The 23,499-nt window shown below is 42.1% G+C and carries 18 protein-coding genes; 10 read left to right on the forward strand and 8 right to left on the reverse strand.

Annotation, left to right across the window (positions count from 1 at the left end; genetic code table 11):
• The first annotated feature begins 128 nt into the window (after positions 1-128).
• Together PQR79_RS11270 and PQR79_RS11275 are read left to right on the forward strand one after the other, a co-directional pair.
• Complete coding sequence (locus tag PQR79_RS11270; RefSeq protein ID WP_238103231.1) at positions 129-536, forward strand: LexA family protein; 408 nt, start codon at positions 129-131, stop codon at positions 534-536.
• A complete protein-coding gene (locus PQR79_RS11275) occupies positions 524-1,783 on the forward strand; it encodes a Y-family DNA polymerase (RefSeq protein WP_238103232.1) in 1,260 nt (419 codons plus the stop codon). Before PQR79_RS11270 ends, PQR79_RS11275 begins: the two co-directional genes overlap by 13 nt.
• Positions 1,784-1,849: 66 nt before the next feature.
• Here PQR79_RS11275 and topA read toward each other — a convergent pair whose 3' ends face one another.
• Positions 1,850-4,489 carry a type I DNA topoisomerase gene (gene topA / locus PQR79_RS11280; RefSeq protein WP_238103351.1) on the reverse strand — a complete coding sequence of 880 codons (2,640 nt, stop codon included), beginning with the start codon at positions 4,487-4,489 and terminating at the stop codon, positions 1,850-1,852.
• 382 nt (positions 4,490-4,871) lie between these two features.
• Between topA and astB the strand changes: the two genes are divergently transcribed.
• A complete protein-coding gene (gene astB / locus PQR79_RS11285) occupies positions 4,872-6,206 on the forward strand; it encodes an N-succinylarginine dihydrolase (RefSeq protein WP_238103233.1) in 1,335 nt (444 codons plus the stop codon).
• 142 nt (positions 6,207-6,348) lie between these two features.
• On the opposite strand, the gene PQR79_RS11290 is transcribed toward astB, so the two are convergent.
• Positions 6,349-8,805, reverse strand: a complete 2,457-nt coding sequence (locus PQR79_RS11290; RefSeq protein WP_238103234.1) for an Ig-like domain-containing protein — start codon at positions 8,803-8,805, stop codon at positions 6,349-6,351.
• A 222-nt stretch (positions 8,806-9,027) separates the two neighbouring features.
• Here PQR79_RS11290 and PQR79_RS11295 point away from each other — a divergent pair, with 222 nt between their 5' ends.
• Both PQR79_RS11295 and PQR79_RS11300 read left to right on the forward strand, forming a co-directional pair.
• The gene (locus PQR79_RS11295) at positions 9,028-10,335 is read left to right on the forward strand and encodes a dicarboxylate/amino acid:cation symporter (RefSeq protein ID WP_274408496.1); all 1,308 of its coding nucleotides are present in this window, start codon (positions 9,028-9,030) and stop codon (positions 10,333-10,335) included.
• A gap of 211 nt (positions 10,336-10,546) precedes the next feature.
• Complete coding sequence (locus PQR79_RS11300) at positions 10,547-11,206, forward strand: LysE family translocator (protein WP_238103235.1); 660 nt, start codon at positions 10,547-10,549, stop codon at positions 11,204-11,206.
• An 11-nt stretch (positions 11,207-11,217) separates the two neighbouring features.
• Here the strand turns inward: PQR79_RS11300 and PQR79_RS11305 are convergent, their stop codons facing one another.
• The 3 genes from PQR79_RS11305 to PQR79_RS11315 are packed head-to-tail and all read right to left on the reverse strand — an operon-like array spanning position 11,218 to position 14,277.
• On the reverse strand, positions 11,218-12,735 hold the full coding sequence (locus PQR79_RS11305; RefSeq protein WP_238103353.1) for a PhnE/PtxC family ABC transporter permease: 1,518 nt from the start codon (positions 12,733-12,735) through the stop codon (positions 11,218-11,220).
• 10 nt (positions 12,736-12,745) lie between these two features.
• Positions 12,746-13,423, reverse strand: coding sequence for an ATP-binding cassette domain-containing protein (locus PQR79_RS11310; protein ID WP_238103236.1), 678 nt, complete (start codon positions 13,421-13,423; stop codon positions 12,746-12,748).
• On the reverse strand, positions 13,423-14,277 hold the full coding sequence (locus PQR79_RS11315) for a putative selenate ABC transporter substrate-binding protein (protein ID WP_238103237.1): 855 nt from the start codon (positions 14,275-14,277) through the stop codon (positions 13,423-13,425). Before PQR79_RS11315 ends, PQR79_RS11310 begins: the two co-directional genes overlap by 1 nt.
• Positions 14,278-14,542: 265 nt before the next feature.
• Between PQR79_RS11315 and PQR79_RS11320 the strand changes: the two genes are divergently transcribed.
• A complete protein-coding gene (locus PQR79_RS11320) occupies positions 14,543-15,217 on the forward strand; it encodes a response regulator (protein ID WP_238103238.1) in 675 nt (224 codons plus the stop codon).
• Complete coding sequence (locus tag PQR79_RS11325; RefSeq protein WP_238103239.1) at positions 15,208-16,566, forward strand: ATP-binding protein; 1,359 nt, start codon at positions 15,208-15,210, stop codon at positions 16,564-16,566. The genes PQR79_RS11320 and PQR79_RS11325 overlap by 10 nt, the downstream gene beginning before the upstream one ends.
• Here PQR79_RS11325 and PQR79_RS11330 read toward each other — a convergent pair.
• Positions 16,563-17,258 carry a 2OG-Fe(II) oxygenase gene (locus tag PQR79_RS11330; RefSeq protein WP_238103240.1) on the reverse strand — a complete coding sequence of 232 codons (696 nt, stop codon included), beginning with the start codon at positions 17,256-17,258 and terminating at the stop codon, positions 16,563-16,565. The two genes, PQR79_RS11325 and PQR79_RS11330, sit on opposite strands and share 4 nt — an antisense overlap.
• A gap of 118 nt (positions 17,259-17,376) precedes the next feature.
• On the opposite strand from PQR79_RS11330, the gene PQR79_RS11335 reads away from it, so the two are divergent.
• Positions 17,377-18,624, forward strand: a complete 1,248-nt coding sequence (locus PQR79_RS11335) for a cyclic di-GMP phosphodiesterase (protein ID WP_238103241.1) — start codon at positions 17,377-17,379, stop codon at positions 18,622-18,624.
• An 87-nt stretch (positions 18,625-18,711) separates the two neighbouring features.
• Here PQR79_RS11335 and corA read toward each other — a convergent pair whose 3' ends face one another.
• Positions 18,712-19,659 (reverse strand): magnesium/cobalt transporter CorA, encoded by a 948-nt coding sequence (gene corA, locus PQR79_RS11340; RefSeq protein ID WP_238103242.1) that lies wholly within the window; start codon positions 19,657-19,659, stop codon positions 18,712-18,714.
• Positions 19,660-19,871: 212 nt separating this feature from the next.
• The gene (gene yejK / locus PQR79_RS11345; protein ID WP_238103243.1) at positions 19,872-20,900 is read right to left on the reverse strand and encodes a nucleoid-associated protein YejK; all 1,029 of its coding nucleotides are present in this window, start codon (positions 20,898-20,900) and stop codon (positions 19,872-19,874) included.
• Positions 20,901-21,082: 182 nt separating this feature from the next.
• On the opposite strand from yejK, the gene PQR79_RS11350 reads away from it, so the two are divergent.
• Together PQR79_RS11350 and PQR79_RS11355 are read left to right on the forward strand one after the other, a co-directional pair.
• The gene (locus PQR79_RS11350) at positions 21,083-21,295 is read left to right on the forward strand and encodes a YejL family protein (RefSeq protein WP_238103244.1); all 213 of its coding nucleotides are present in this window, start codon (positions 21,083-21,085) and stop codon (positions 21,293-21,295) included.
• A gap of 83 nt (positions 21,296-21,378) precedes the next feature.
• Positions 21,379-23,169 (forward strand): DUF3413 domain-containing protein, encoded by a 1,791-nt coding sequence (locus PQR79_RS11355; RefSeq protein ID WP_238103245.1) that lies wholly within the window; start codon positions 21,379-21,381, stop codon positions 23,167-23,169.
• The last annotated feature ends 330 nt before the right edge of the window (positions 23,170-23,499 follow it).

Here is a 23,499-nt window from a genome sequence, read left to right on the forward strand (position 1 = left end):
GTATCCACTGTTCCGCTTTCATCCCCCCTGAACAACAATCTTTCATAATCATTATTTGATCATTTCTATTTGACTGCTAGAATACTGTTTATTTATACAGTATCTATGTATGATATCTTGGTGCAGATATGAAAGTGATCCCGATATACATTGCTGGCGGCATTAGCGGTTTTGAGTCACCAGCGGCAGAGTACCAACAGCGGCCATTAAGCCTAGATGAACTACTGATTACGCACCCGAGTGCAACGTTTATTGGTAAAGTCCAAGGCGATTCGATGACAGGTATTGGTATTTTTGATGGCGACTTAGTGATTGTTGATCGTAGTTGCTCCGTTAAAAATGGCCAAGTGATTGTGGCCAATCTTAATGGTGAATTCGTGTGTAAAATGATCGATCTTAAACGGAGATTATTGTTATCTTCGAACGAGACTTATCCTGATGTTGTGATTAATCAATATGATGATTTTAGTATCGAAGGGTGCGTAATTTATTCTATACGATGTCATAACGAGGCGATTAAATTATGTTCGCGCTAGTCGATGCAACCTCATATTATTGCAGTGCAGAACAAGTATTTAGACCTGAATGGCGTCATCGTCCGGTGATTGTATTGTCTAACAATGATGGTTGCGTTGTGGCCGCAAATCGCCTCGCAATTGAATTAGGAGTGCCCAAATTTAAGCCTTACTTCGAAATTGCCGATCTTTGCCGTCAACACCAAGTCGTAGTGTTATCAAGCAACTATGAATTGTATGCTGACTTATCCACTAAAATGATGCAAGTGATTGGGCGTTTTGCTCCAGAGCAACATATTTATAGTATCGATGAGTCTTTTTTATCTTTTAAACATTGCCAACAGACAATTCCCTGCTTAGCGACTCATGCAAGACGCATTCGACAAACAGTTTGGCAATATACACGGCTGCCTGTTTGTGTCGGTATAGGGTCAACGCTCACGCTCGCAAAAGTGGCCAATAAAGCCGCTAAATTATCCGCATCATCGGGTGGTGTCTGTGTTATCGATAATGAAGTCGTGCGCCAGGCAACATTAACCTCTCTGCCTGTAAGCGATGTATGGGGAATTGGCCGTAAAACAGCTGCCAAGTTAGCCCTAATGAACATTCATACCGCCTGGGAGCTCGCAAACACCTCGCCTACTATGATGCGCAAACAATTTAGCATTGAAATTGAGCGTACAATTCGTGAGCTTAATGGCGTGATGTGTAAGCAATGGGAACAAGCCAAAGCTGACAAACAACAAATATTTTCAACCCGCAGCGTCGGCGAGCGAATTACCGATATTGACAGTTTGCATCAAGCCTTTTGCATGCATATCTCTATCGCAGCTGCCAAAGCCAGAAAACAACAATCACTATGTAAGGTGATGATGTTGTTTGCTCATAACTCACCCCACGACAGTTACCCACAAAGCTTTAAAGTCAACGTGAACTTTACCTGTGCCACCCATTGTAGCGTTGAAATGACCCATGCAGCATCAAATGTCATTCAACAGCTGTACCGCCCAGGTGTACATTATTACAAAGTGGGCGTCGGCCTACTTGATTTAGTCAGCAGTCAACATCAACAACTCGATCTATTTAATGTAAGTAAAGCTAAACCACAATTGATGCAGGTACTCGATAACATCAATCACCGCTATGGCAACGACACCCTATTTTTAGGTGCACAAGGAACACAACAAAAATGGGCGATGCATCGCGATTTTTTAACGCCTCAGTACACCACCGATTGGCGCCATATTCCGATCATTCGTTGTGAGTAAATTGATTAAATAGCTGCCATAAAAAAGCGCTACCCGAAGGTAACGCTATTTTGATTGAAGTAAAAATTACTTCTTCGTTTTTTTCTTGGTCGTTTCACTCACCCATTTGCCGTTAACAAACTTAGAAGACCAACCTGTCGCTTTGCCGTCAACTTCTGTCGCAACGTATTGCTCTTTAGTTTTACGGCTAAATTTAACAGCGGCTTTGTTGCCGTCATCATCTTCAACAGGAGCATCAGCAAGATAGGCATACTTAGGCCATAACAGTTCGCGATACTTAACCAACTCTTCTACTAAAGGCGCGCGTGTTTCACGTGATTTAGGAAAGGTGCTTGCCGCTAAAAATATACCCGCGGCACCATCTCTTAAAACAAAATGGGCATCTGATTTAGTACATTTTAATTCTGGCAGGTAAATCGGATCTTCTTTTGGTGGCGCAGCTTCACCGTTTTTAAGCAGTTTACGAGTATTCTTACACTCAGTATTAGTGCAACCAAAATACTTACCAAAACGGCCATTTTTAAGTTCCATGTCATTGCCACAACGATCACACTCAATAATGGGGCCTTCATAGCCTTTAATCTTAAACTGGCCCGCTTCCACTTCGTAACCGTCACATGATGGGTTATTACCACACACATGCAGTTTACGTGATTCGTCAATAAGGTAACTGTCCATAGCTGTACCACACTTGCCACAACGATGTTTAGCGCGTAATGCATCGGTTTCTGCATCTTCGTTATCGCTAACAGCTTCTTCACCAGGGGTTAAATTAAGCGTGGTTTTACAACGCTCTTTAGGCGGTAATGCATAACCAGAACACCCTAAGAAAACCCCTGTAGAGCCTGTACGGATCCCCATTGGACGGCCACATGTTGGGCATTTAATGTCTTCTGTTAGTACCATCTCATTCGGGCGCATACCGCCTTCACTAGGATCTAACTCAGCCAATAAAAGTTGTTTGGTAAAGTCTCCGTAAAAACCGTCGAGGACTTTTTTCCAATCCAACTTGCCTTGAGCAACATCATCTAATGTTTGCTCCATACTGGCGGTAAAGTCATAACTCATTAAATCTTTAAAGCTATCAACTAAACGTTCGCTAACAATCTCGCCCATTTTTTCAGCAAAGAAGCGACGGTTATCCACTTTCACATAACCACGGTCTTGAATGGTCGAGATAATTGTAGCGTAAGTTGATGGACGCCCAATTCCACGCTTTTCAAGCTCTTTAACTAATGATGCTTCGCTGTAACGTGCGGGCGGTTTGGTAAAGTGTTGCTTTGGCAATAGTTTATCAAGTGTGAGCTTGTCACCCTTTTCAACCACCGGCAAGGTGTTATCTTCATCGTTTTTCTTACCCATTGGTGGCTGAACGCGGGTCCAACCATCAAAACGTAACGTACGGCCACTGGCTTTTAATTCATAATCGCCAGCAGTAACCGTTAATCGAGTCGCATCGTATTGTGCCGGTGTCATTTGACAGGCAACAAACTGACGCCAAATCAGCTCATACAGGCGCTGAGCGTCACGCTCCATATCGGTCAATGATGCAGACTGCACTCCAACATTTGACGGTCTAATCGCTTCATGCGCCTCTTGCGCACCCTCTTTGCTACCATAACGAATAGGATCGGCAGGCAAGTATTTAGCGCCAAATTCAGATCCAATCATCTCACGGACATTTTCGACCGCCTCTTGGCTTAAGTTTGTTGAGTCTGTACGCATATAAGTAATATGCCCAGCTTCATACAAACGTTGCGCCATCATCATGGTTTTCTTCACGCCAAAACCTAAACGAGTGCTCGCCGCCTGTTGCAGCGTAGAAGTAATGAAAGGCGCTGAAGGTTTGCTAGAAGTGGCTTTATCTTCACGCGCTGAAACGACAAAGGTTTCATTACGTAAAGCATCGACAGCCACTTGGGCTTGGGCTTCATTTATCGGTTCAAATGCAGCAGATTGATATTTCATCACCTGCATTTTTAAATTTTGAGCCTGATTAGTATTTAAATCGGCATGGATATCCCAAAATTCTACAGGTACAAAGGCTTTAATTTCACTTTCACGCTCAACAACTAAGCGTACAGCAACCGATTGCACACGACCGGCAGATAACCCACGGGCAACCTTTTTCCATAATAATGGTGACACCATAAAGCCAACGACGCGGTCTAAAAAGCGTCGCGCTTGTTGAGCATTAACCATATTGGTATCGAGAACCGACGGTTTGCTAAAAGCATCTTGAATTGCGGTTTTGGTGATTTCGTTAAATACCACACGTTGATACCGCGAAGCGTCGCCACCAATGATTTCCTGTAAATGCCAGGCAATGGCTTCCCCTTCACGGTCCAAATCCGTTGCGAGATAGATTTGGTCAGCTGACTCAGCTAAGGTTTTGAGCTCTTTAACGACTTTCTCTTTACCCGGTAAAATTTGGTACTTAGCAGCCCAGCCTTTATCTGGGTTGACGCCCATACGCGCCACAAGTGCTTGTTTGTCTCTGATTAGCTTGTACTTCGCTTTTTCTTCAGGTGACATTTTTCTGACTTCAGCAGCGGTTTTAGTCGCGGTTGTGCCGTCAGAAGTTGACGAAGTGGGTAAGTCACGGATGTGACCTACGCTCGACTTCACGATGAAATCTTTACCAAGATATTTATTAATTGTCTTGGCTTTGGCCGGCGATTCGACAATAACTAGCGATTTACCCATAGTTTTATTTGCGCCAAAAAGTCTCAGAATATAGAAAATTGGTTCCATATATAGAGGGTTGAGACAATAGTTTCAAGTTAATCCCTCTTTTATATAGGTTATTAAGTCATTTTTTAAACAATAATAAAAAATGTAAAAAATAATATGCGTTTTTTAAACGTAATTTTTCACTTAATGATACTTCGGAGCATCTTCAGTGCATTTTTAGTCATTTAAGCGTGTTTATGTGAATTTAGCACACCTTGTTAACCCCTATAGCTTCAGTATACTGAGGTTAAATTAGCGTTAACTGACATGAGTAATCACGTTTCCTTTTTTATAAGTAACACAAAAAAGTGTAACTACAATAATAATTATTCACAAAATTTCTCAAGGATCACGAATGAAGCATTTTGAAGCAAACTTTGATGGCTTGGTTGGACCAACCCATAACTATGCTGGACTATCGTTTGGTAATGTCGCCTCGTTGAATAATGCGACGCTCACCTCAAACCCTAAAGCAGCAGCTAAACAAGGTTTGCAAAAAGCCAAGTCATTAGCAGATTTAGGTATGGTACAAGGCGTATTAGCACCTCAGGAGCGCCCTGACCTATACACATTACGTCGAATTGGTTTTTCAGGGTCAGATGCTGAAGTTTTACAAAAAGCGGCTCAACAAGCTCCTGCATTGCTTAATGCTTGTTGCAGCGCATCAAGTATGTGGACCGCAAATGCAGCCACTGTTTCACCCAGTGCCGACACCCGTGACGGAAAAGTACATTTTACTCCGGCCAATTTAGTCGATAAGTTGCACCGCAGTATCGAACCCATCACTACAGGTCATATTTTACAAGCAACATTTAACAATAGTCGCCACTTTAAACATCATCAACACCTTCCTGAACACACAAGCTTTGGTGATGAAGGCGCAGCAAACCATACGCGATTATGCAGCGAATATGGTCACGCTGGGGTTGAATTATTTGTCTATGGTCAAGAAGCAACAAATCCAAATGCAGTAAAACCGAAAAAGTATCCGGCACGCCAAACATTAGAAGCATCACAAGCAGTGGCTCGTTTACATCAACTTGAAGATGAAAGTTGTGTCTTTATACAGCAAAATCCTGATGTGATCGATCAAGGTGTATTTCATAATGACGTGATTTCTGTCGGTAATCAAAACGTATTGTTTTACCATGAACAAGCGTTTTTAAATGCCGATGCAAAATTTGATGAAATCCGTCGTAAAATGAACGCAGAGATGCATTTTGTTAAAGTTGCCACCAGTCAGGTATCAATTGATGATGCGGTACGTAGCTATTTGTTTAATACACAAATTATTACTTTGCCGTCTGGTGAGATGGCCATTATTGCGCCCACCAATTGCCAAGAAAACCCAGCGGTATTTGCTTACTTAAATGAATTGGTCACACTCGGCACACCGATTAAGCAAGTGCGCTACTACGATGTAAAACAAAGTATGCAAAATGGTGGTGGCCCTGCCTGTTTACGTTTACGGGTAGCAATGAACGAGCAAGAAGTCGCCGCCGTAAACCAAAACACCTTGATGAATAACGCCCTATTTACTCGCTTAAATATCTGGGTAGATAAACATTACCGCGACCAACTCACGGTAAGCGATCTGGCTGACCCACAATTGATTATTGAATCGCGCACCGCCTTAGATGAGTTAACACAAATCTTAAAGCTTGGCAGCGTATATCAGTTCCAAAAATAATCTCTTAAAAACATCAACAAAAAAGCCAGTGACTTTCATCACTGGCTTTTTTATTTATGGTGAATCTAATCTAAAAACAAAAAGGCGCCCTTTGGAGTAAAGAGTCAATAATGCGCCTTTCTTTATATTACGAGCTTATCCATTAGAGGATCGTTACACCAATTGATACCACCTGAGTTGCCAGGCCATTAGGCGATTCAACTTCAACAATGAATACACCCGAGTTAGGCTCATCTTCACCTTTAATAGTCGCGGTAAATTGGCGTCCACCATTGTAATTAGAGCTAGGCCATGTGTATTCACTGGTGCTCACAACTGAACCCGCTGAAGTGGTAAACCTGACGATTGAACCGGCAGGCATTTGCTGATTGTGTAAATCAGAGATGGTAAATGTTGCTGTTGCAGAACCTTTACCCACAATCGTCATGCTGCTTTCGCCCGAGTGAGTCCCCGTACTATCCACAACAATAATATCGGCTGGAGCAGTTGCAAACGCTGTACTGCCAGACATCACTAAGGTAACACTACGACGGACGAACAATGATTTAGATTCAGTGACACCATCAGCACAAGCGCTATGCACAGGGTCTGAACACAGCACACCGTTGTATTTACCGTCTTTGAGGTCAAACACGCCGTTAGCATTAAAATCAACTAACTCTTCTAATGAACCACCAGTCTGTCCACCGGTTTGTTGCGGGTTAAAGAAACCATCTTCGTTATAATCATTATACGCATCATTTAAATCAAACGATTGCCCAGTCACATCTGTGCCAGAGGTAAACTCTGCTGCTTCAGAAGCATCAAAACGGCCATTACCATTTAAGTCAGGAAATGACTCTTCACCAATAGCAGTCGCTGTAATCGTCGCACGGCCACCGTATTTTTGACCGTAAATGTTGCCGTAAAGATCTAATGTCGAGTCATAACCTAAGGTAGCATCAGGATTACGTATCATTTGTCCTGCAGCATTTAAAATAGTCTGCCCTTCAGGTCGCGGTAATTGGCTGGTCCACGTAACAGAACAAGCACCATCAAGCGTTTGACAGGCATCTTCAATAGAACCACCTTCAGTGGTAAAAGACACTGTCGTTCCATCTGGGACTGGGTTGTTAAAGGCATCAGCCATACGTGCGGTAATCGTCACTTCAGTACCGTCAAGATCCCAGCCTTCAGGATTGAGTGTTTCTGCCGAAACAGAAAAGCTGTCTTGGTCAGGAATACCTGTTGATACAATAAGTTGACTTGATTGGCTCGAAATCGCTGGCACCGAATCATTATCAACCGTTGCAGTAACACGCAAAGACGTTGCAACTGTACCTGTATTTACCACTGTCTGGACTAAACCATCGCTATCTGTTGTCGCTTCGATAGGATCAATAGCCACACCACCCACACTAGTATTTAACGAAAACAACACATTTTGGTTAGCAACCACGTTGTTGTTTTTATCTAATACTTTAAATTGAACAACCGATGATTCAGTACCGCCAGTACCCAAAATACTAATATTTTCAGGTGTGGCGGATACAAACACAATGCTGCCCACATCAGATTGCAATACATTCAGCGTACCTACTGCAGACAAACTAATGCCACCAGCACTCGCTGTAACATTAATTTGGTCTTCACCCACACAACCTTCAGCACGATAAGTTGTTGTTGCGACGCCATTGCTTGAAGAAACAGGAGAACTTATCACCGCTTGAGCTGGGCTTTTATTTGCACAGGTTGATGAGAAGTTAACATCGACGGGTTCTGTGTAAGGGTTGCCTTCATCATCTTGAATCAATACAGAAATGGTTGTTGTACCGCCAGCAGATAAGTCAGTAACACTAATCGATGCCACGCCTTCTTCAAAAGGATCGCCGCTGCCCATCACCACGTTTGTCGCACCCACGACAACAATGGTTGAGCCGGTTTCATTGGTGGATAACGTTGCTGTGGCCTCACCAGCACCGAGCGTGCTGCCTGCGTATATATCAACCGTTGCTTTACCTGAAGAGTCAGTCACTGCAGTGGTCACTGGTAAATCACCAATTGAACTGGCAAACGTTACAATTGAGGTTTTGCTGATACCAGACACAGTCGCTGTTAATTTACCTGGGGATAAAGTGCTGATTGAATCAATGCTATTACCCGAAGCGTCAGTTAACACCAATGACACTTGAGCACCGCCATCTGCAGCGCCGCCATCACCGGCCATGGTCACATAAACAGTCGCAGAATCGCCATCAGAAGTTGTTGCAGTAACGGTAGCACCGGAATTAATTTCAGCCGTATCTAACCGAATCGTCGCAACACCATTAGCATTTGTTACTACCTCACCGGTACTTGGCGTGAATGTACCGTAAGAATCGTTATTAAGCGCAAAGGTAACAAGGGTACTGACCGCATCACCATTGGAATCTTTAACGGTTGCGGTAAGAATTGCAGGCTCGGCAACGGAGATTTGAGTGTTGTCGATAGTTAAGGTTATTGTTGTCGTTGTATCTGTACTATCTCCCGAGTCATCATCTGTAATACTTCCCCCACCGCCACAAGCGAAGAGAAAAAACGAACATAAAAGTGCAAAACATACTTTATATGCTGACCTCATTGTCAGGCTCCCTGTTGCATTAAGTTTAAACTAAATGGTTATTATAGTTACTTATAGATTAACAATACGCAAATATCTTGTAACTTTAGCATAACTCTATTGTTTTCTGTGTTATTTATCCGTTAAAACTTTCACTTTCTGCCATTTCCTAAAAGATTGATTCCTGCTAGTCTTTAGCCCATTCAACAAAATTTAAAATAATATGATGATAAGGACTACTCCGTGAGTAAACAACGCAAGCTCGGACTCACGAGCAAAATTTTAATTGGTATGGGATTAGGCATTGTTTTTGGCCTTATGTTAAGAAACATGCTCCCAGACAGCCAGTTTATCCAAGAATACATCACAGATGGATTCTTACATGTCATCGGTACCATCTTTATTTCCAGTTTAAAAATGCTCGTCGTGCCTTTGGTATTTATCTCACTTGTCTGTGGCACTAGTTCTCTCAGTGACCCATCAAAACTGGGACGCCTAGGAGGAAAAACCATTTCGTTCTATCTTTTTACTACCGCGATTGCACTTACCGTCGCCATTTTAGCCGCAGTAATCGTTCATCCAGGCAATGCAAGTCTTGCTGGCAATGCGCTTGAATATTCAGTAAAAGATGCACCTAGCCTGTCTGAAGTACTCATTAATATCGTACCGACAAACCCGATGCAAGCAATGAGTGAAGGCAATATGCTGCAGATCATCCTATTTGCAGTTATTTTTGGTTTTGCGATTTCGCACATTGGCGAACGCGGCACCCGAGTCGCCTCATTTTTCAATGATCTTAACGAAGTGATCATGCGCGTAGTCACACTTATCATGCAGCTCGCGCCTTATGGTGTGTTTGCGTTAATGGCAAAGTTAAGTTTAACCCTAGGTCTTGAAACCTTTGGCAGTGTGGTTAAATACTTCTTCCTCGTTGTTGCCGTGTTACTGATTCAAGGTTTAGTGGTATATCCAACACTATTAAAACTGTTCTCAGGCCTGAGTCCATTAATGTTCTTACGTAAAATTCGCGACGTACAACTGTTTGCTTTTAGTACGGCAAGCTCTAATGCGACTTTACCTGTGACCATTGAAACCTGTGAACACCGTATGGGTGTAGACAACAAAATCGCTTCATTTACATTGCCACTTGGCGCCACGCTTAACATGGATGGTACCGCCATTATGCAAGGTGTCGCCACAGTATTTATTGCCCAAGTCTTTGGCATTGAATTAAGCATTATGGATTATGCGACAGTGGTTGTGACCGCGACTCTAGCCTCAATTGGTACAGCCGGTGTCCCTGGAGTGGGATTAATTATGCTGGCCATGGTGCTTAACCAAGTGGGTTTACCGGTTGAAGGCATTGCATTAATTATTGGTGTAGACAGAATGCTCGATATGATCCGCACCGCGGTTAACGTGACAGGCGACGCTGTGGGTACAGTGATTATTGCTAAATCTGAAGGTGAGTTTAATCAAGATACCTTTAATAATTCTCAAGCAGGTAAAGCAGCAAAAAGCTTTGAAGAGCAAGTACTCAATAGTAAATAAGCAGGCCTAATAAGCTCAAATATGAAAAAGCGCTAATATAGCGCTTTTTCATTATCTTATTTTGTATTATACCAATCCACATTAATAAGTGACCACTCAGAAGCCCTTTTAACCTTTCTCTGAGTCATTACTTATTGACGAAAATGGTATAACGGTTTCATTATCATTAGCTTAATCCATAAAATACAATCAATATCAGAGCAGAGTGAATATGGACATCACATTATTAGCCAGTTTAGCGGTTATTCATTTAGTTGCCTTAATGAGCCCTGGACCGGACTTTGCGATTGTGGTCAAAATGGCCGCGCAGCAAACACGCTTAACCGCAATGTATTGTGCGCTAGGTATTGCCGTTGCCATACTCGTGCACACCCTGTTATCGTTAATGGGGATTAGCGTGATGATCCAACAATCGCCTTTGGCTTATGTTGTGGTTCAACTTATTGGTAGTGGTTATTTGGCTTGGATGGGCTTTGGCGCGTTAATGTCAGCGATTAATACCATAAAGTTAAAGCGTCAACCCGCTCAGGTTGTCACGACGCAGTGTGACAATGTAGCGAAAATGTCATCTTTTAAAGGGTTTAAAATAGGGTTATATACCAACTTACTCAATCCCAAAGCTTTAATCTTTTTTATCACCTTATTCACAGTACTCATTACTCCGCAAGTTGGTAATAGCACAAAAATAGCGGCGGCAGTATTACTGTTTAGCTTATCTTTTGTCTGGTTTGGCTTGTTAGCATTAGTCTTATCTAAACCGCGTATTCAACAAAAATTATTAGCTGCAAATAGCATCATTGATTTACTCGTTGGGATCATTTTTATAACTGTCGCCGTCACGATTGCCAGTAATATTATCAGCAATATGTAGTCATAAAATAACTAACACGCCTGCAAACGGTTTCGAGGCACTTGAATCAACTTGCGGGCCAAATAATCAACTAACACATTGAGTCCTGCAGTAAAGAGTAATAACAACAGTGCACCACTGAAACGAATTTCAGCAAAATTGCTGTCTACATAAAACCCTAATGTCATCACACCTAGCATACCTAAAATGGCAGTCTCACGAATGATAACCTCGAAGCGATAAAACAGCAGCGCCATAAAGTTCGGATAAATTGTTGGCAATACGGTAAAGCAATAATCATCTATGCGTCGGCGATAGGTTAATGGCACGGCTACCTCATCAGACTGACGAACCATTAAAAACACCATTAAGCCACTATTATGCAATGCCAGCGCAATTATCGCTGGCAGCATTGAAGGACCAAGTAAAAGCATAAATACGAAAGCAAGCAGGTACTCAGGTAAAGAACGTAAGATTAAATTCACCGCTCGCATCAATATTGTGACCCATTTAGGCATCATTAATCGAGTGTTCAGCGGTAGCATTAATAAGGTGAAGACATGGGTTAAGCCTAACGCACAACAGGCTAGTACAAGCGTGGCTACAATGCCTGGCAACACTTGCTCGCTTATTAATTCTAACGCCCATTCAAACACGTCTTTAATGGTGTCAACAGCAAACCATGTTGCCAGAGACTGACCCTGTAACATTGGTGGTAAAATATCAATAGAGACAAAACGCCAAATCAGTTGCGGTTGCAACACCGGTAAATCAGGCAAAAAATACACCGCTAACGGTAAGTAAACCCATAACATCACAGGCTTCGCCCAAAAACGGATAGTGCCTATCAACGTGATAAACAAAATCAATAGCGCCCCACCCTGTTGATAATGACCTTGGCGAAACGCGGACTCTAAATAAAAACCTAACGTTGGCATACCGATAAATCCAAGCACCGCACTACTTCGAAGCGCACACTCAAATCGATATCGAATATAAGCCACGATTTGCGGATAAACATGCATCCAACGCCCATATAACAGCGCTGATAACTTATCGGTGCCATGTGGTAAACCTAATAACGTATGAATAGGTGATTGTTGTAAAATGTCGGCAAATACGCGAGCAAACGTTGCTGCATATGGCAGGCCAATTGCTAAAATACCGGTGAGCGGAGATAACCCAAAAATTTGTAAAAAAATCAGTGCCCAAAAAATTTCATGAATTGCCCGAATAAAGGCACACATTGCAGCAACCCAGGGGTGTTGATAGACCAGTGTTAATGGAAATCCGAGCAATAATCCCAGACAAATACCTAATAATGCAAAACTGATGGTTTGCCATAAGGCATCGAGTAAATATTCAGTGGCATTAAAATCAGGCGTAATAAACCCCGTAAACATCCGCCCAAGCTCTGCCCAAGGTTCTAATGCAATCACTTCTGTGTCGGCAAAATACCAGCACATAAGCACTAGCGCAAATAACCCTAAAGTGAGCTTTTGCCAATGGCCAATAAAAAGAAAAACACGTATCGCAAAAGCCTGTGCCATCTTGTCAGGGTTAATACGCACTACGAGGTACTTCATCTGCCACAACATAATGCTGAGACAAATGCGCCAAAGTAAGTTGATTAGCTTTAGCATCAAGCGTCACTTTGCCTGCACTAATCACAATAATGCGATCAAAATGTGCCAATGCTAAATCGGCATCATGCAACACACAAATAACGCTTTGATGTGATTGCTTAACAACATTGAGTAACCTGACACCCATAAGCGGATCTAACGCCGAAAACGGTTCATCGCCCATAAATATCGGTTGTTGTTGAAACAAGGCTCGAGCCAATGCAACACGTTGACGTTGTCCACCTGATAGCTCACTGACTTTTTTTTGCAAAGGAATCGTTAATTCAAGTTGTTGGCAAATAGCATTAATTTGTTGCTGTGGCTGTGTAAACGGCAACAACAAATTAGCCATATTATACCAACGAGACTGACGTGCTAATCCACCGATAAACACATTATGAAAAATAGACAGATTGTCGACTAAGCCTTGCGCTTGTGAACACAAGCAGCTTTGTTTTGCCAGTTGTTGATACAGATAATGCAACAAGGTGGTTTTCCCCACCCCTGACGGACCTAAAATGGCAACATGTTCACGTTCATGAAGAGTGACATTTACCTTGGGCAACACAATGTGTTGCCCATAGCCTAAATCGGTATCAACAACCGCAAGCATTAATCTAACATTCCAATGGCTTTTGCCACACGTTCAATCGGGTCATAGTCACTGTTTTGCGCGGGTACAAACGATTCACGAGGAAAACTATCCAGTAAGTTTTTGTCTTTCATGTTAAGCAACGCACGTGTTAACTTCTCTTTAAAGCCAGTCCCATAAACAGTGTCGACACCAGAGTGTACAGTCCACTGGTAATCTGGGTAAGTCGGGCTTTGCCAAATCACGCTCACTTTTGTGGTGTCGACTTCACCTTTTTCGACCGCAGTGTCCCACACTTTATAATTTACCGCACCCACTTGATACACACCCGCTTCAACCTGACTAATTGTACGGCTGTGATCACCAGAAAAACCAATACGTTTAAAGGTTTCCTCAACCGGCTTTCCTAAATTATCTTCAATAAAATACTGTGGCATTAAGCGCCCAGACGTTGAATCTTTAGAGCCAAATGTAAAGGTGTAACCTTTCAATACCGGAAAACGATCACTGGCAGCTAATTCAGTTGAATGATGCGCAATAATATAGCTTTTGAAAAATTGATCTTCAAAACCTTGTGCAATAGCCTCAGACCCAGGCACTAAACGACGAGCTTGTACTCCAGATAAACCACCAAACCAAGCAAGTTGCACCTGATTATTACGAAACGCCGTAACCGCTGCAGAATAAGACTTAACAGGCACATACTTAACCTCTACATCCAATTGCTCAGATAAGTACACCGCAACCTTATCAAAACGGGTACGTAATTGGCTCTCATCTTCATCAGGAATAGCGGTAAAGGTGAATGTTTCGCTGAGTGCAACGGTTGAAAACAAACTTAAAACGCCTGCTAATAACAATCCGGTTAGTTTCATCTTAATCCTTAAGTTTTCTGTTAATTGAACTATTCTAACTTACGCGCCACAACTTAACCTAGGGCAAACCGGGAATACTGCAGGATATTTATTGAAACCGGTTACCCAAAACCAAAGCTTATGAATGATTCAATCTGCAGCCCTTCTCGAGACAATAACGCACAGAGAAACAAAAACTAGCCTGCACAACATCATTACGGTTAGCATTTAATCTCAATAATAGATAAGTTAGTACCGAGCGCTTCTGCTCAGTTAAGGATAAATCATGCGTATACTTGTTATTGAAGACGACCCTATATTGTCACATCATTTACAGGTGCAACTCTCCGAGGATGGCAATCAGGTACAAGTAGCCACAACGGCAAAAGAAGGGTTTTATCAGGCCACAAATTACCCAATTGATGTGGCCATAATCGATATTGGTTTACCCGACCTAGACGGCATCAGCTTAATCAAATCTTTACGCCAAGCTGAGATAAAAACACCATTACTGATTTTGACTGCACGGTTAACTTGGCAAGATAAAGTTGAAGGCCTCAACGCTGGCGCAGATGATTACCTCGTTAAGCCATTTCAAAAAGAAGAACTAATCGCAAGGCTCGATGCCATAGTACGTCGCAGCGGCGGGTTTGTTCGCTCATTAATCACCAGTGGACCACTACAAGTCGATCTGGCCGCTAAGCAAGTCAGTCTGCAGCAAATACCGTTAGAAATAACCGCATTTGAATATCAAATTTTAGAATACCTCATGCGCCACTGTCATGAAGTCGTCGCCAAGCAACGTTTGCTCGATGTGATTTATGCCGACAAAGAAGGTGATCCTAATACCATAGAAGTCATGATTAGCCGTCTACGTAAAAAACTCAATCATGGCGGAATGAATGATCCCATCACCACTATTCGCGGCCAAGGATATAAATTTAACCACCCATGCGACTAACAGTACGACCTCAAAAACGCTTACTCACTCGGATGTTTGTCACCTCCTTGTGCATCATTACCCTTGTAGGCTTTGGTCTTGCATGGTTAATTAACTTGTTGCATGCACAAAACCGTTACAGTCAAACCACCAGCGCATTAATTGCTAAACTACCGATCATTGCCGCAGAATTTCGAGAAAATAATTTAATTCCAATCACCCAGGCTCGAGAAGGTGATGATGTAGATACTCAATACATCATGGCAACCTGCAATAGTCATTACGAAAGCCTCTGGCGCTCTGACTACGCAATGAGCCTTAATTTGAACAAAATATGCGAACAATACCAATCGATTAAAGATGACTTACCGCCGTTTTATCTCAGCTTTGGCAACCAAAGCTATCTAGCCTATCTGCTGAGTATTGATGTTGAAGCCGACATGTACCACTTGCTCATTTTACAAGACGCCAGTGCCCTAAAAGCTGAACTGAGCCAATTTAACCGGCTTACTTATTTTAGGCTGGCAATTGTGTTGCTGATTGCATTGTTGTTACTGATCAGTGCAGCTTACTGGGGAATGCGACCGCTAGCACAATTACAACAAGAGTTAACGTTATTACAGCGAGGACAAAAAAACAGTCTATCTCAAGATTACCCCGTTGAATTACAAGGAATCACTAAAGCGCTAAACCAATTACTTAACCAATCTGATGCGCGGCAAACTCGTTATCAAAATGCGATGAACGATCTTGCTCACAGCCTTAAAACTCGACTCGCTGCAAGCATCGCAATCATTGACGACCCAAACATAAATCCGCAGCAACAAAACACAAAAATCCTAGAGCAAATTAATGATATGGACCATTTAGTAAAATATCAGCTCAAACGCGCCATGTTAGGTCAACAAGGGTTGCACTTACAGCAAACTCAACCTTTACCCATTGTAAAGTCGTTGACTCAAATGCTCGAAAAAATATACCAGCACAAAAACATCAACATATTGATTAATATTACCGACGATATCGAATTACCGCTCAGTAAAGGCGATGTCATGGAGCTATTTGGAAATCTACTCGAAAATGCGTGTCGTTTTTGTATAAATCAGATTAGTGTCAAAGTACAACGCGTCAATGATAATCAAATACAAATCTGTGTAGAAGACGATGGCCCCGGGATAGCTGACGATATCAAACAAAAAATCATTCAACGCGGTATACGAGCAGACACCCAATCACCTGGACAAGGCATTGGGCTGGCCGTTTGCCACGAACTTATCAGTAGCTACGGCGGCACCATGGCAATAAACACCAGCTCACTCGGAGGAGCGGCATTTGTCATTCAGCTTCCGGCGTCTCACCATAAAAGCTAGCGAAGTGGCGCGTATAACTGTTCAGCACGATTAAACATCGCCCATGAAGTTGCAATATATTTATCATTACTAATTGGCACATTACCCCGATGGCTATGAGTAAACCCTGCAGGTGCAATCACCATGGTACCTTTTTTAGGCCTGATTTTACGTTGTTGATAGTAAAACTCTGTTTCACCGCCTTCATGTACATCATTAAGGTAAAACATATATAACACGACACGATGCAAGGCTTCATTATGGCCATTTTGCGGAAACTGTTCAGAGTGCCAATGTGGATAACCGCCAACTCCTTGTTGGTAATGTTGAATATTTATCGTACCACTGCGGTATAAATATTTCGTCAATGTCGACGCACGCGGTTTACCCAACAACTCGAAATTATCTGGGGTTAAGGTTTGCGCTTTGCCCTGCTCGTCGGTGACTTGTACTGACACAGCCCCCATTAATGCCAATGAATATCGAGTAAAATAATCCGTTACCTGTGAAAACGTCGCCGCCAAAAGCTCATTTTTTAATTCCGCTAAATCAGCAAAAGCATCTAACATTAAATCTCGGCTGCGTTTTTTATCATTATCAACTCCAAAACCAGTTTGGCCAGGGCCTACATTTGGGTGCGCATTAAATGCAGCAATCAAGCGGTCGCACAGATCATCGCTTATAGCATTGGGATACACTTCAATAAAATCCATCGTTAAGATAACTATTCCATGTGAGTTTATAGTATTATGCTGCCATGCCAGCAAAGCATCTGTAAAGGCTAAAGCTGCACACCGTTTGTTGTTCTGTAGGTTAACAATCCATTAAAATATGAAAAAAAACCAAAAAGTCACTGTCGAACAACTTGAAGTCGGTACCTTCATTCGCCTTCCCATTTCTTGGAAAGATCATCCATTTTTGTTTAGCAGCTTTAAAATCAAAAATACCGCTCAAATTGAGCTCATCAAAGGGTTAGGCCTCAAAGATGTATTTATTGACCCCGAAAAAAGCGATATAGAGCCCGTTACCTCAGATAAACCAGAACAAGTTCCCACCGAAGAAGAACTAAATGCCCTTAAAGAGCAAATGCTCAGCGACAAGTCAGCAAAAATAAACGAGCAACAAAAACTCAAACGCGACTTAAAGAAAACCGAACAACAATTTGACCGCTCAGTCTCCATGATGCGCTCTATGGTGTCTAAAGTCAGTAGCCGGCCACTCAATGCAGTGAGTGAAGCAAAAGATCTCATCAGCAACCTCACCAATATGCTACTAAATAGTGACAACCTTGCCTTGCATTTAATGAGCGATGCGAAAAATGAAGAGCATATTTATCATCATTCACTGAATGTGGCGATGCTTTGCATGCTAATGGCTAAGGAGCTTGGTTGGAGCCGCGAAGAAGTTGAAACCATTGGTATCGGTGCATTATTTCACGACATTGGTAAACTCAAAGTGCCAAGCACGATCCTCAATAAACGTGTGCCATTATCTGCGCCAGAAGAAAACTTTATCAAACAACACCCATTGATGAGTATTAACTTCCTAAAATTAGCCGACAGCTTCCCAGAAGCAGCCAAACCATTAATTGCCAATCATCATGAATTTTTAGATGGCAGTGGATTCCCACAAGGGCTTAAGGCTGACAAACTTGACAAAATGTCGCAATTAATTGCAGTAGTGAACGAGTACGACATATTGTGTAATGGCACCAACCAAGTTAAAGCCAAGCCACCGAGTGTCGCTCTGGGAATGCTATACAAAAATTACAATAACAAACTCAATAACGAATACGTAAGTAAGCTGATTAAAATGTTAGGTATTTACCCACCTGGGAGCATTATCGAATTGTCTAGTGGTCAATTTGCTATGGTCATGTCTGTCAATTTACAGCAATTACTCTACCCTAACGTGATTGTTTACGATCAACTCGTGCCTAAAGACCAAGCCCCCATTGTCAGCTTACAAAATCATAATATGAGCATAGTTCGTAGCTTACCCGCTGCGGCATTACCTAAAAAGATTCATGCTTATCTTAGTCCAAGAGATAAAATCAGCTTCGGTATAGGCGCTAATTAACCGGGTTGATGTTGGACAAAAGTAATAACAAAAAGCCAGCTATTTAAATAGCTGGCTTTTTGTTAAACCTGAACGGTAAATGAGGCTTTACAACCAACCTTTACGTTTAAAGAAAAAGTAGGTTCCGGCAGCACTGGCTAACATGAGCCCCACCGCCATAGGATAACCCAATCGCCAGTCAAGCTCTGGCATAATATGAAAGTTCATCCCATAGCTACTGGCGATTAAGGTCGGTGGTAAAAATACCACCGCAGATACTGAAAAGATCTTAATAATCTTGTTTTGTTGTAAACCACTAAAACCCATCGCCGCATCAAGTAAAAACTGTAACTTATCGAAAATAAATTGGCTATGAGGCATCAAAGATTCAATGTCAGACAACATCTCACGAATATCTTTTAAATTTTCATCCGACAAACTTTCACGATAATAACGTTGCATGTATCGTAACGAGCGTTGGGTATCGAGCAAACTTAAACGAATTTTACCGTTAGAGTCTTCTTGAAGTGTTATAAGCTTAAACACATCATCGAGCTCTTCGTCGTTAAATACCTGCTCACCGACATTTTCTAACACGCTATACACGTCTTCGATTAAGTCAGATAGATAATCCACTTTTAAATTAAACAGCTCTAGCAACAAGCCCTGCGGCGTGGTGATGTCTAAACGGCCTAAACGTAAATAGTTACGTAACAACCGGATCAAACCAACATCTTCCTCACGAATGGTCAGTAAAAATGCTTTACGTAGGTTAAATGACACGTTTACCGCACGAACATCTGAGCTCACTCGCTGGGGAAATAACGAGTTAATGTGTAAACCATCTTGGTTTTGATAAAAACGAGCTGAAGCTTCAATTTCTTTAATATCTTCTTCGTCTGGCACTTCTTCAGCAGAAAACGAACTCAACCAATCTCGCTCTTTATCATCAGGTTTTAATAAATCTAACCACAAAGTCGATTCTGGCACATTGTCACCCACTTTTAATTCAGTGGTCACAAGTTGTCTATTTTGATAGGCGTATGCTGTGATCATCGCTCCCCCAAAGTGTGTTAAGTCAACTCAACTTAACAACATAAAATGTGCAAAATTTGGCGCTAGTTTACTCAACTAAAACGTAATGAAAAGCAAAAAACTGATCTGCAATGAATAATCATACCAGTTAGCGTAAAAAAACGAATCTTCAATATAAAAAAGCGCCCTTATGAGGACGCTAAATTGAGCATAAAACAACCGCCAATCGATTATTACTCGCCTTTTAAACGTCGATCTAGCTGATCTTTTAAATTGGCCGGCACACCTTTAATTAAAATGGTATCTGACACTGGGTCGTAAATAACGCGCTCACCTAAATGGCCGCCATCAAAACTTAAGGTCACACCGCCACCAGTACCTGAAAATTTCTTTAAGCTGCGCAAACTGGCTTTATCCGCTGGAAACTCTTCATCAAGCTCATAGCTGCCACCACAGGCAAAGTCATAAAATGAATCCATGCCAGAATCAGCTAATTCATCGGCTAAATCTTTAACCTCAATCACGTCACCTGAATCTGCGCGCTCGGCACAATATTCAAACACTTTATTACGACACTCTTGACGTTCATCTTTAGTCAATTCGCTGCCAGCAACAAAATCTTCAACGGCATGAATTAACGTTTTGTTTTGAGCTTTAATGTTAACGCCTTCAACACAGCCCATAAAATCTAAAAAGAAATCAGCAACTTTACGGCCCGCACGTCCACGAATAAACGAAATATACTTACGAGAGCTTTTATCCGCTTGCCACTCAGTTAAATCAATACGCGCAGCGAGTTGAATATTGCTTAAATCTAAATGATTGTTTTGTGACAACTCCATATCATCTAATACCGTCATCGATGACTTAGCACTTAATAATGCCACAAACAAATAGTCGCTCGTCATACTGGTATAGCAAGACATCAACAAAAAGCCACCCTGGCTAAAGTCATATTTAGCTAACTCTTGCTGTAATAACTGGCTGGCTTGGCCACTAAACTCCACAAAACCTAAATCGCCACTGCGATAACTCGTTAACGCATTTGCAAATTCATCATTGGCTTCGCCATCATCACCGTGAGTACCAAAAAAGCCAAAACCTTTACCCGCTTTGCCTGAGTAAGTCTGGTGTAACTCTTCTAGCATGGTTTCAACAGCGTTGGTATTCAATAACGGTTGCGGACGTAGGCGACAGCGCATTTGTCCCTGACCGTCTTGAGAAATTTCGTGAATAATTGCTTGCTCAATACTAATCGCCATAAGCCTTGTTAACCTATTGTGTCGCTGAAAATAATGTTGAAAAGAATGATATCAGACCCGCCGTATAAATCGAACAAGGGTTTGCTATATTCCTCACATAGCTCGAATAAAACTTGAGGCGATTAACGGCTAAATCCGTTATTATGTGCAGCTAATTCATTCTTTATTGAAGTTTTCTGACTATGGCAATTCAATCTAAATACACTAACACCCAAGTTGAAGCACTTATCAGCGAGCTGCTTGCTGTATTAGCTAAGCACCAAGCTCCTACCGATTTAAGCCTAATGGTATTAGGTAACTGCGTGACCCATCTGCTTGACAAAAAAGTCCCTAATGAGTCTCGTCAACAAGTTGCAGAGCAATTTGCCAAAGCGTTAACACAGTCGATTAAGTAATCGACTAAATAAAATTTATCACCACACTAACAATCAGTTACACTGAATTAGTTTGTGATAATAACGTAGGAATACAAGTAAACATGATCGAGCGCAAAAAGCAGCAAATGACACGTGACAAGGTGTCACGCTTAGTTAATTGGGGTCACTGGTTTGCCTTTTTTAATGGCATATTGGCGATGCTAATTGGCGCTCGATATATTGGCAGTGTGGGATACCCTGAAACGGTTATCGGCTGGGCCTACTTGACCATCAGCACCATAGGACATTTTACTTTTTTAGCCTTTATTGGTTACCTAATATTCATTTTCCCGATTACTTTACTCCTACCCTACTCTAAAATTTTGCGAGGCTTTGCCGCCTTTATTGCGTCACTCGGGCTTTATACCTTGCTTTATGACACCATCATTTATGATGACTATGGCATTCACTTAAGTCCTTTTGCGTTCGATTTAGCCTGGCAAGATCTCAACGCATTACTGCACAGTTCCTCATACATTGTCACCCCTATCGCTATCGTACTTGTAGAACTAACAGTGGCTAACTTTTTGTGGAAACGCATCGACAAAATTCAGAAAAAACAATGGGGAAATCGTGTTGTGCTATTTGTTGGCGTCTGTTTTGTCAGCAGCCACTTATTCCATATTTGGGCCGACGCCACCAACATGACTGAAGTCACCCGTTTCGACGACGCTTATCCAGTGTCTTATCCCGCGACAGCACGCTCATTTATGGAAAATCACGGTATTGACAGCAGTATGCAACCGGCAGAGGCTCGCTCGTCAACATCACGTAAATTAAGCTATCCAATCTATCCACTGCAATGCAGCGCGGATAGCCAACCCAACATTTTATTCATCACCATAGACAGCTTACGTACAGACATGGTCGACAGCGTTACCATGCCTTATTTAACTCAGTACCGAAATAAAAATCAGCGCTTTAGTAACCATTTTAGCGGCGGCACTGACTTTGACACCAGCATGTTTACCTTAATGTACGGATTACAAGGCAATTATAGCGATCGCAAAGAATTTGCCAGCACCTCACCGTTGTTGACCAATGAACTCAGTAAACAAGGTTATCAACAAGCATTTTTTGCCCCCCAAATTTATGACGACATCAACAATATTGCCATGTTTAAAGGCATGCAAATTCACACCAGTGCAGGGTACAATGGCAGTGCAGATGCTGATATCAATACCATCAATGCCGTTAATGCTTGGCAATCGAGCCAAACACAGCCCTGGTTTGCACTGGTTAACCTAACTGCCCCAGAAGATTATGACACGCCAATTGGCTTTTTAGGTGTACAAACCATCAAACCACACATGGAATTAAAGCCAGCGCAAAAAGTGTTGTTTAATCAATACCGTCAATCGCTTAATTTTATCGACCAGCAACTCGCCATTTTGCTTGATAACGTCAGTGATGACACTATCGTCTTGATCACCGGCACCTATGGTCAAGTCTTTACCAGCAACACCAGCGATGCCCGTAACGATTTATCGCCAGGTAATGTTAAAGTGCCGCTGATTATTCATTGGCCAGATGGGCACGGAAACAAAATTAATTATCGCACCAGCCATTACGGTATTGCCCCCACTTTGCTCAGCCAAGTATTAGGTTGCACCAACCCAAGTACTGATTACAGCTCTGGACGCAGCTTGCTTGAGCCCAACAGCGAAACCTGGGTGTATATTGGTGACAGCAGACGTTTTGCGATTTATCAAAAATCGGAAATCACTGTGCTTGACCGCTTTGGAAAATACCGTATTTACGATTTAGAGTATAAAAACCGCTTGAACAAGAAGATGAGCGCACCAGAGTTAATCCAAGTCATGCGGGAAGGCCGTAGGCTGTATAATCAATAATATGAGCGCGGCTAATTGTGTTTGATTAGCCGCGCGGCTATGTGTTGATTCAATATGTCATAACTTATTTTATCTACCCTATCTGCAGCACAATCACGACCGTTTCCCCGCAACACATCACTTTCGTCATATTCAGACCGTATTTCGTCAAATACTCTCACCGAGAAATAAATGTAGGTAAAAGTGACTGCACGCTAAGTAAACCGTGAGTAGCATAGAACGAATATCGATTTGCAATCGTGCTGATAGAGTTGGATAGTTTATAGCCAATCGGTAAATAGCATATAACTAACTGCTTGCGCTCGTTAATTACTGTTGATAAAGTGCATA

The organism is Shewanella metallivivens (assembly GCF_028750675.1).
GTDB classification, from domain to species: domain Bacteria; phylum Pseudomonadota; class Gammaproteobacteria; order Enterobacterales; family Shewanellaceae; genus Shewanella; species Shewanella metallivivens.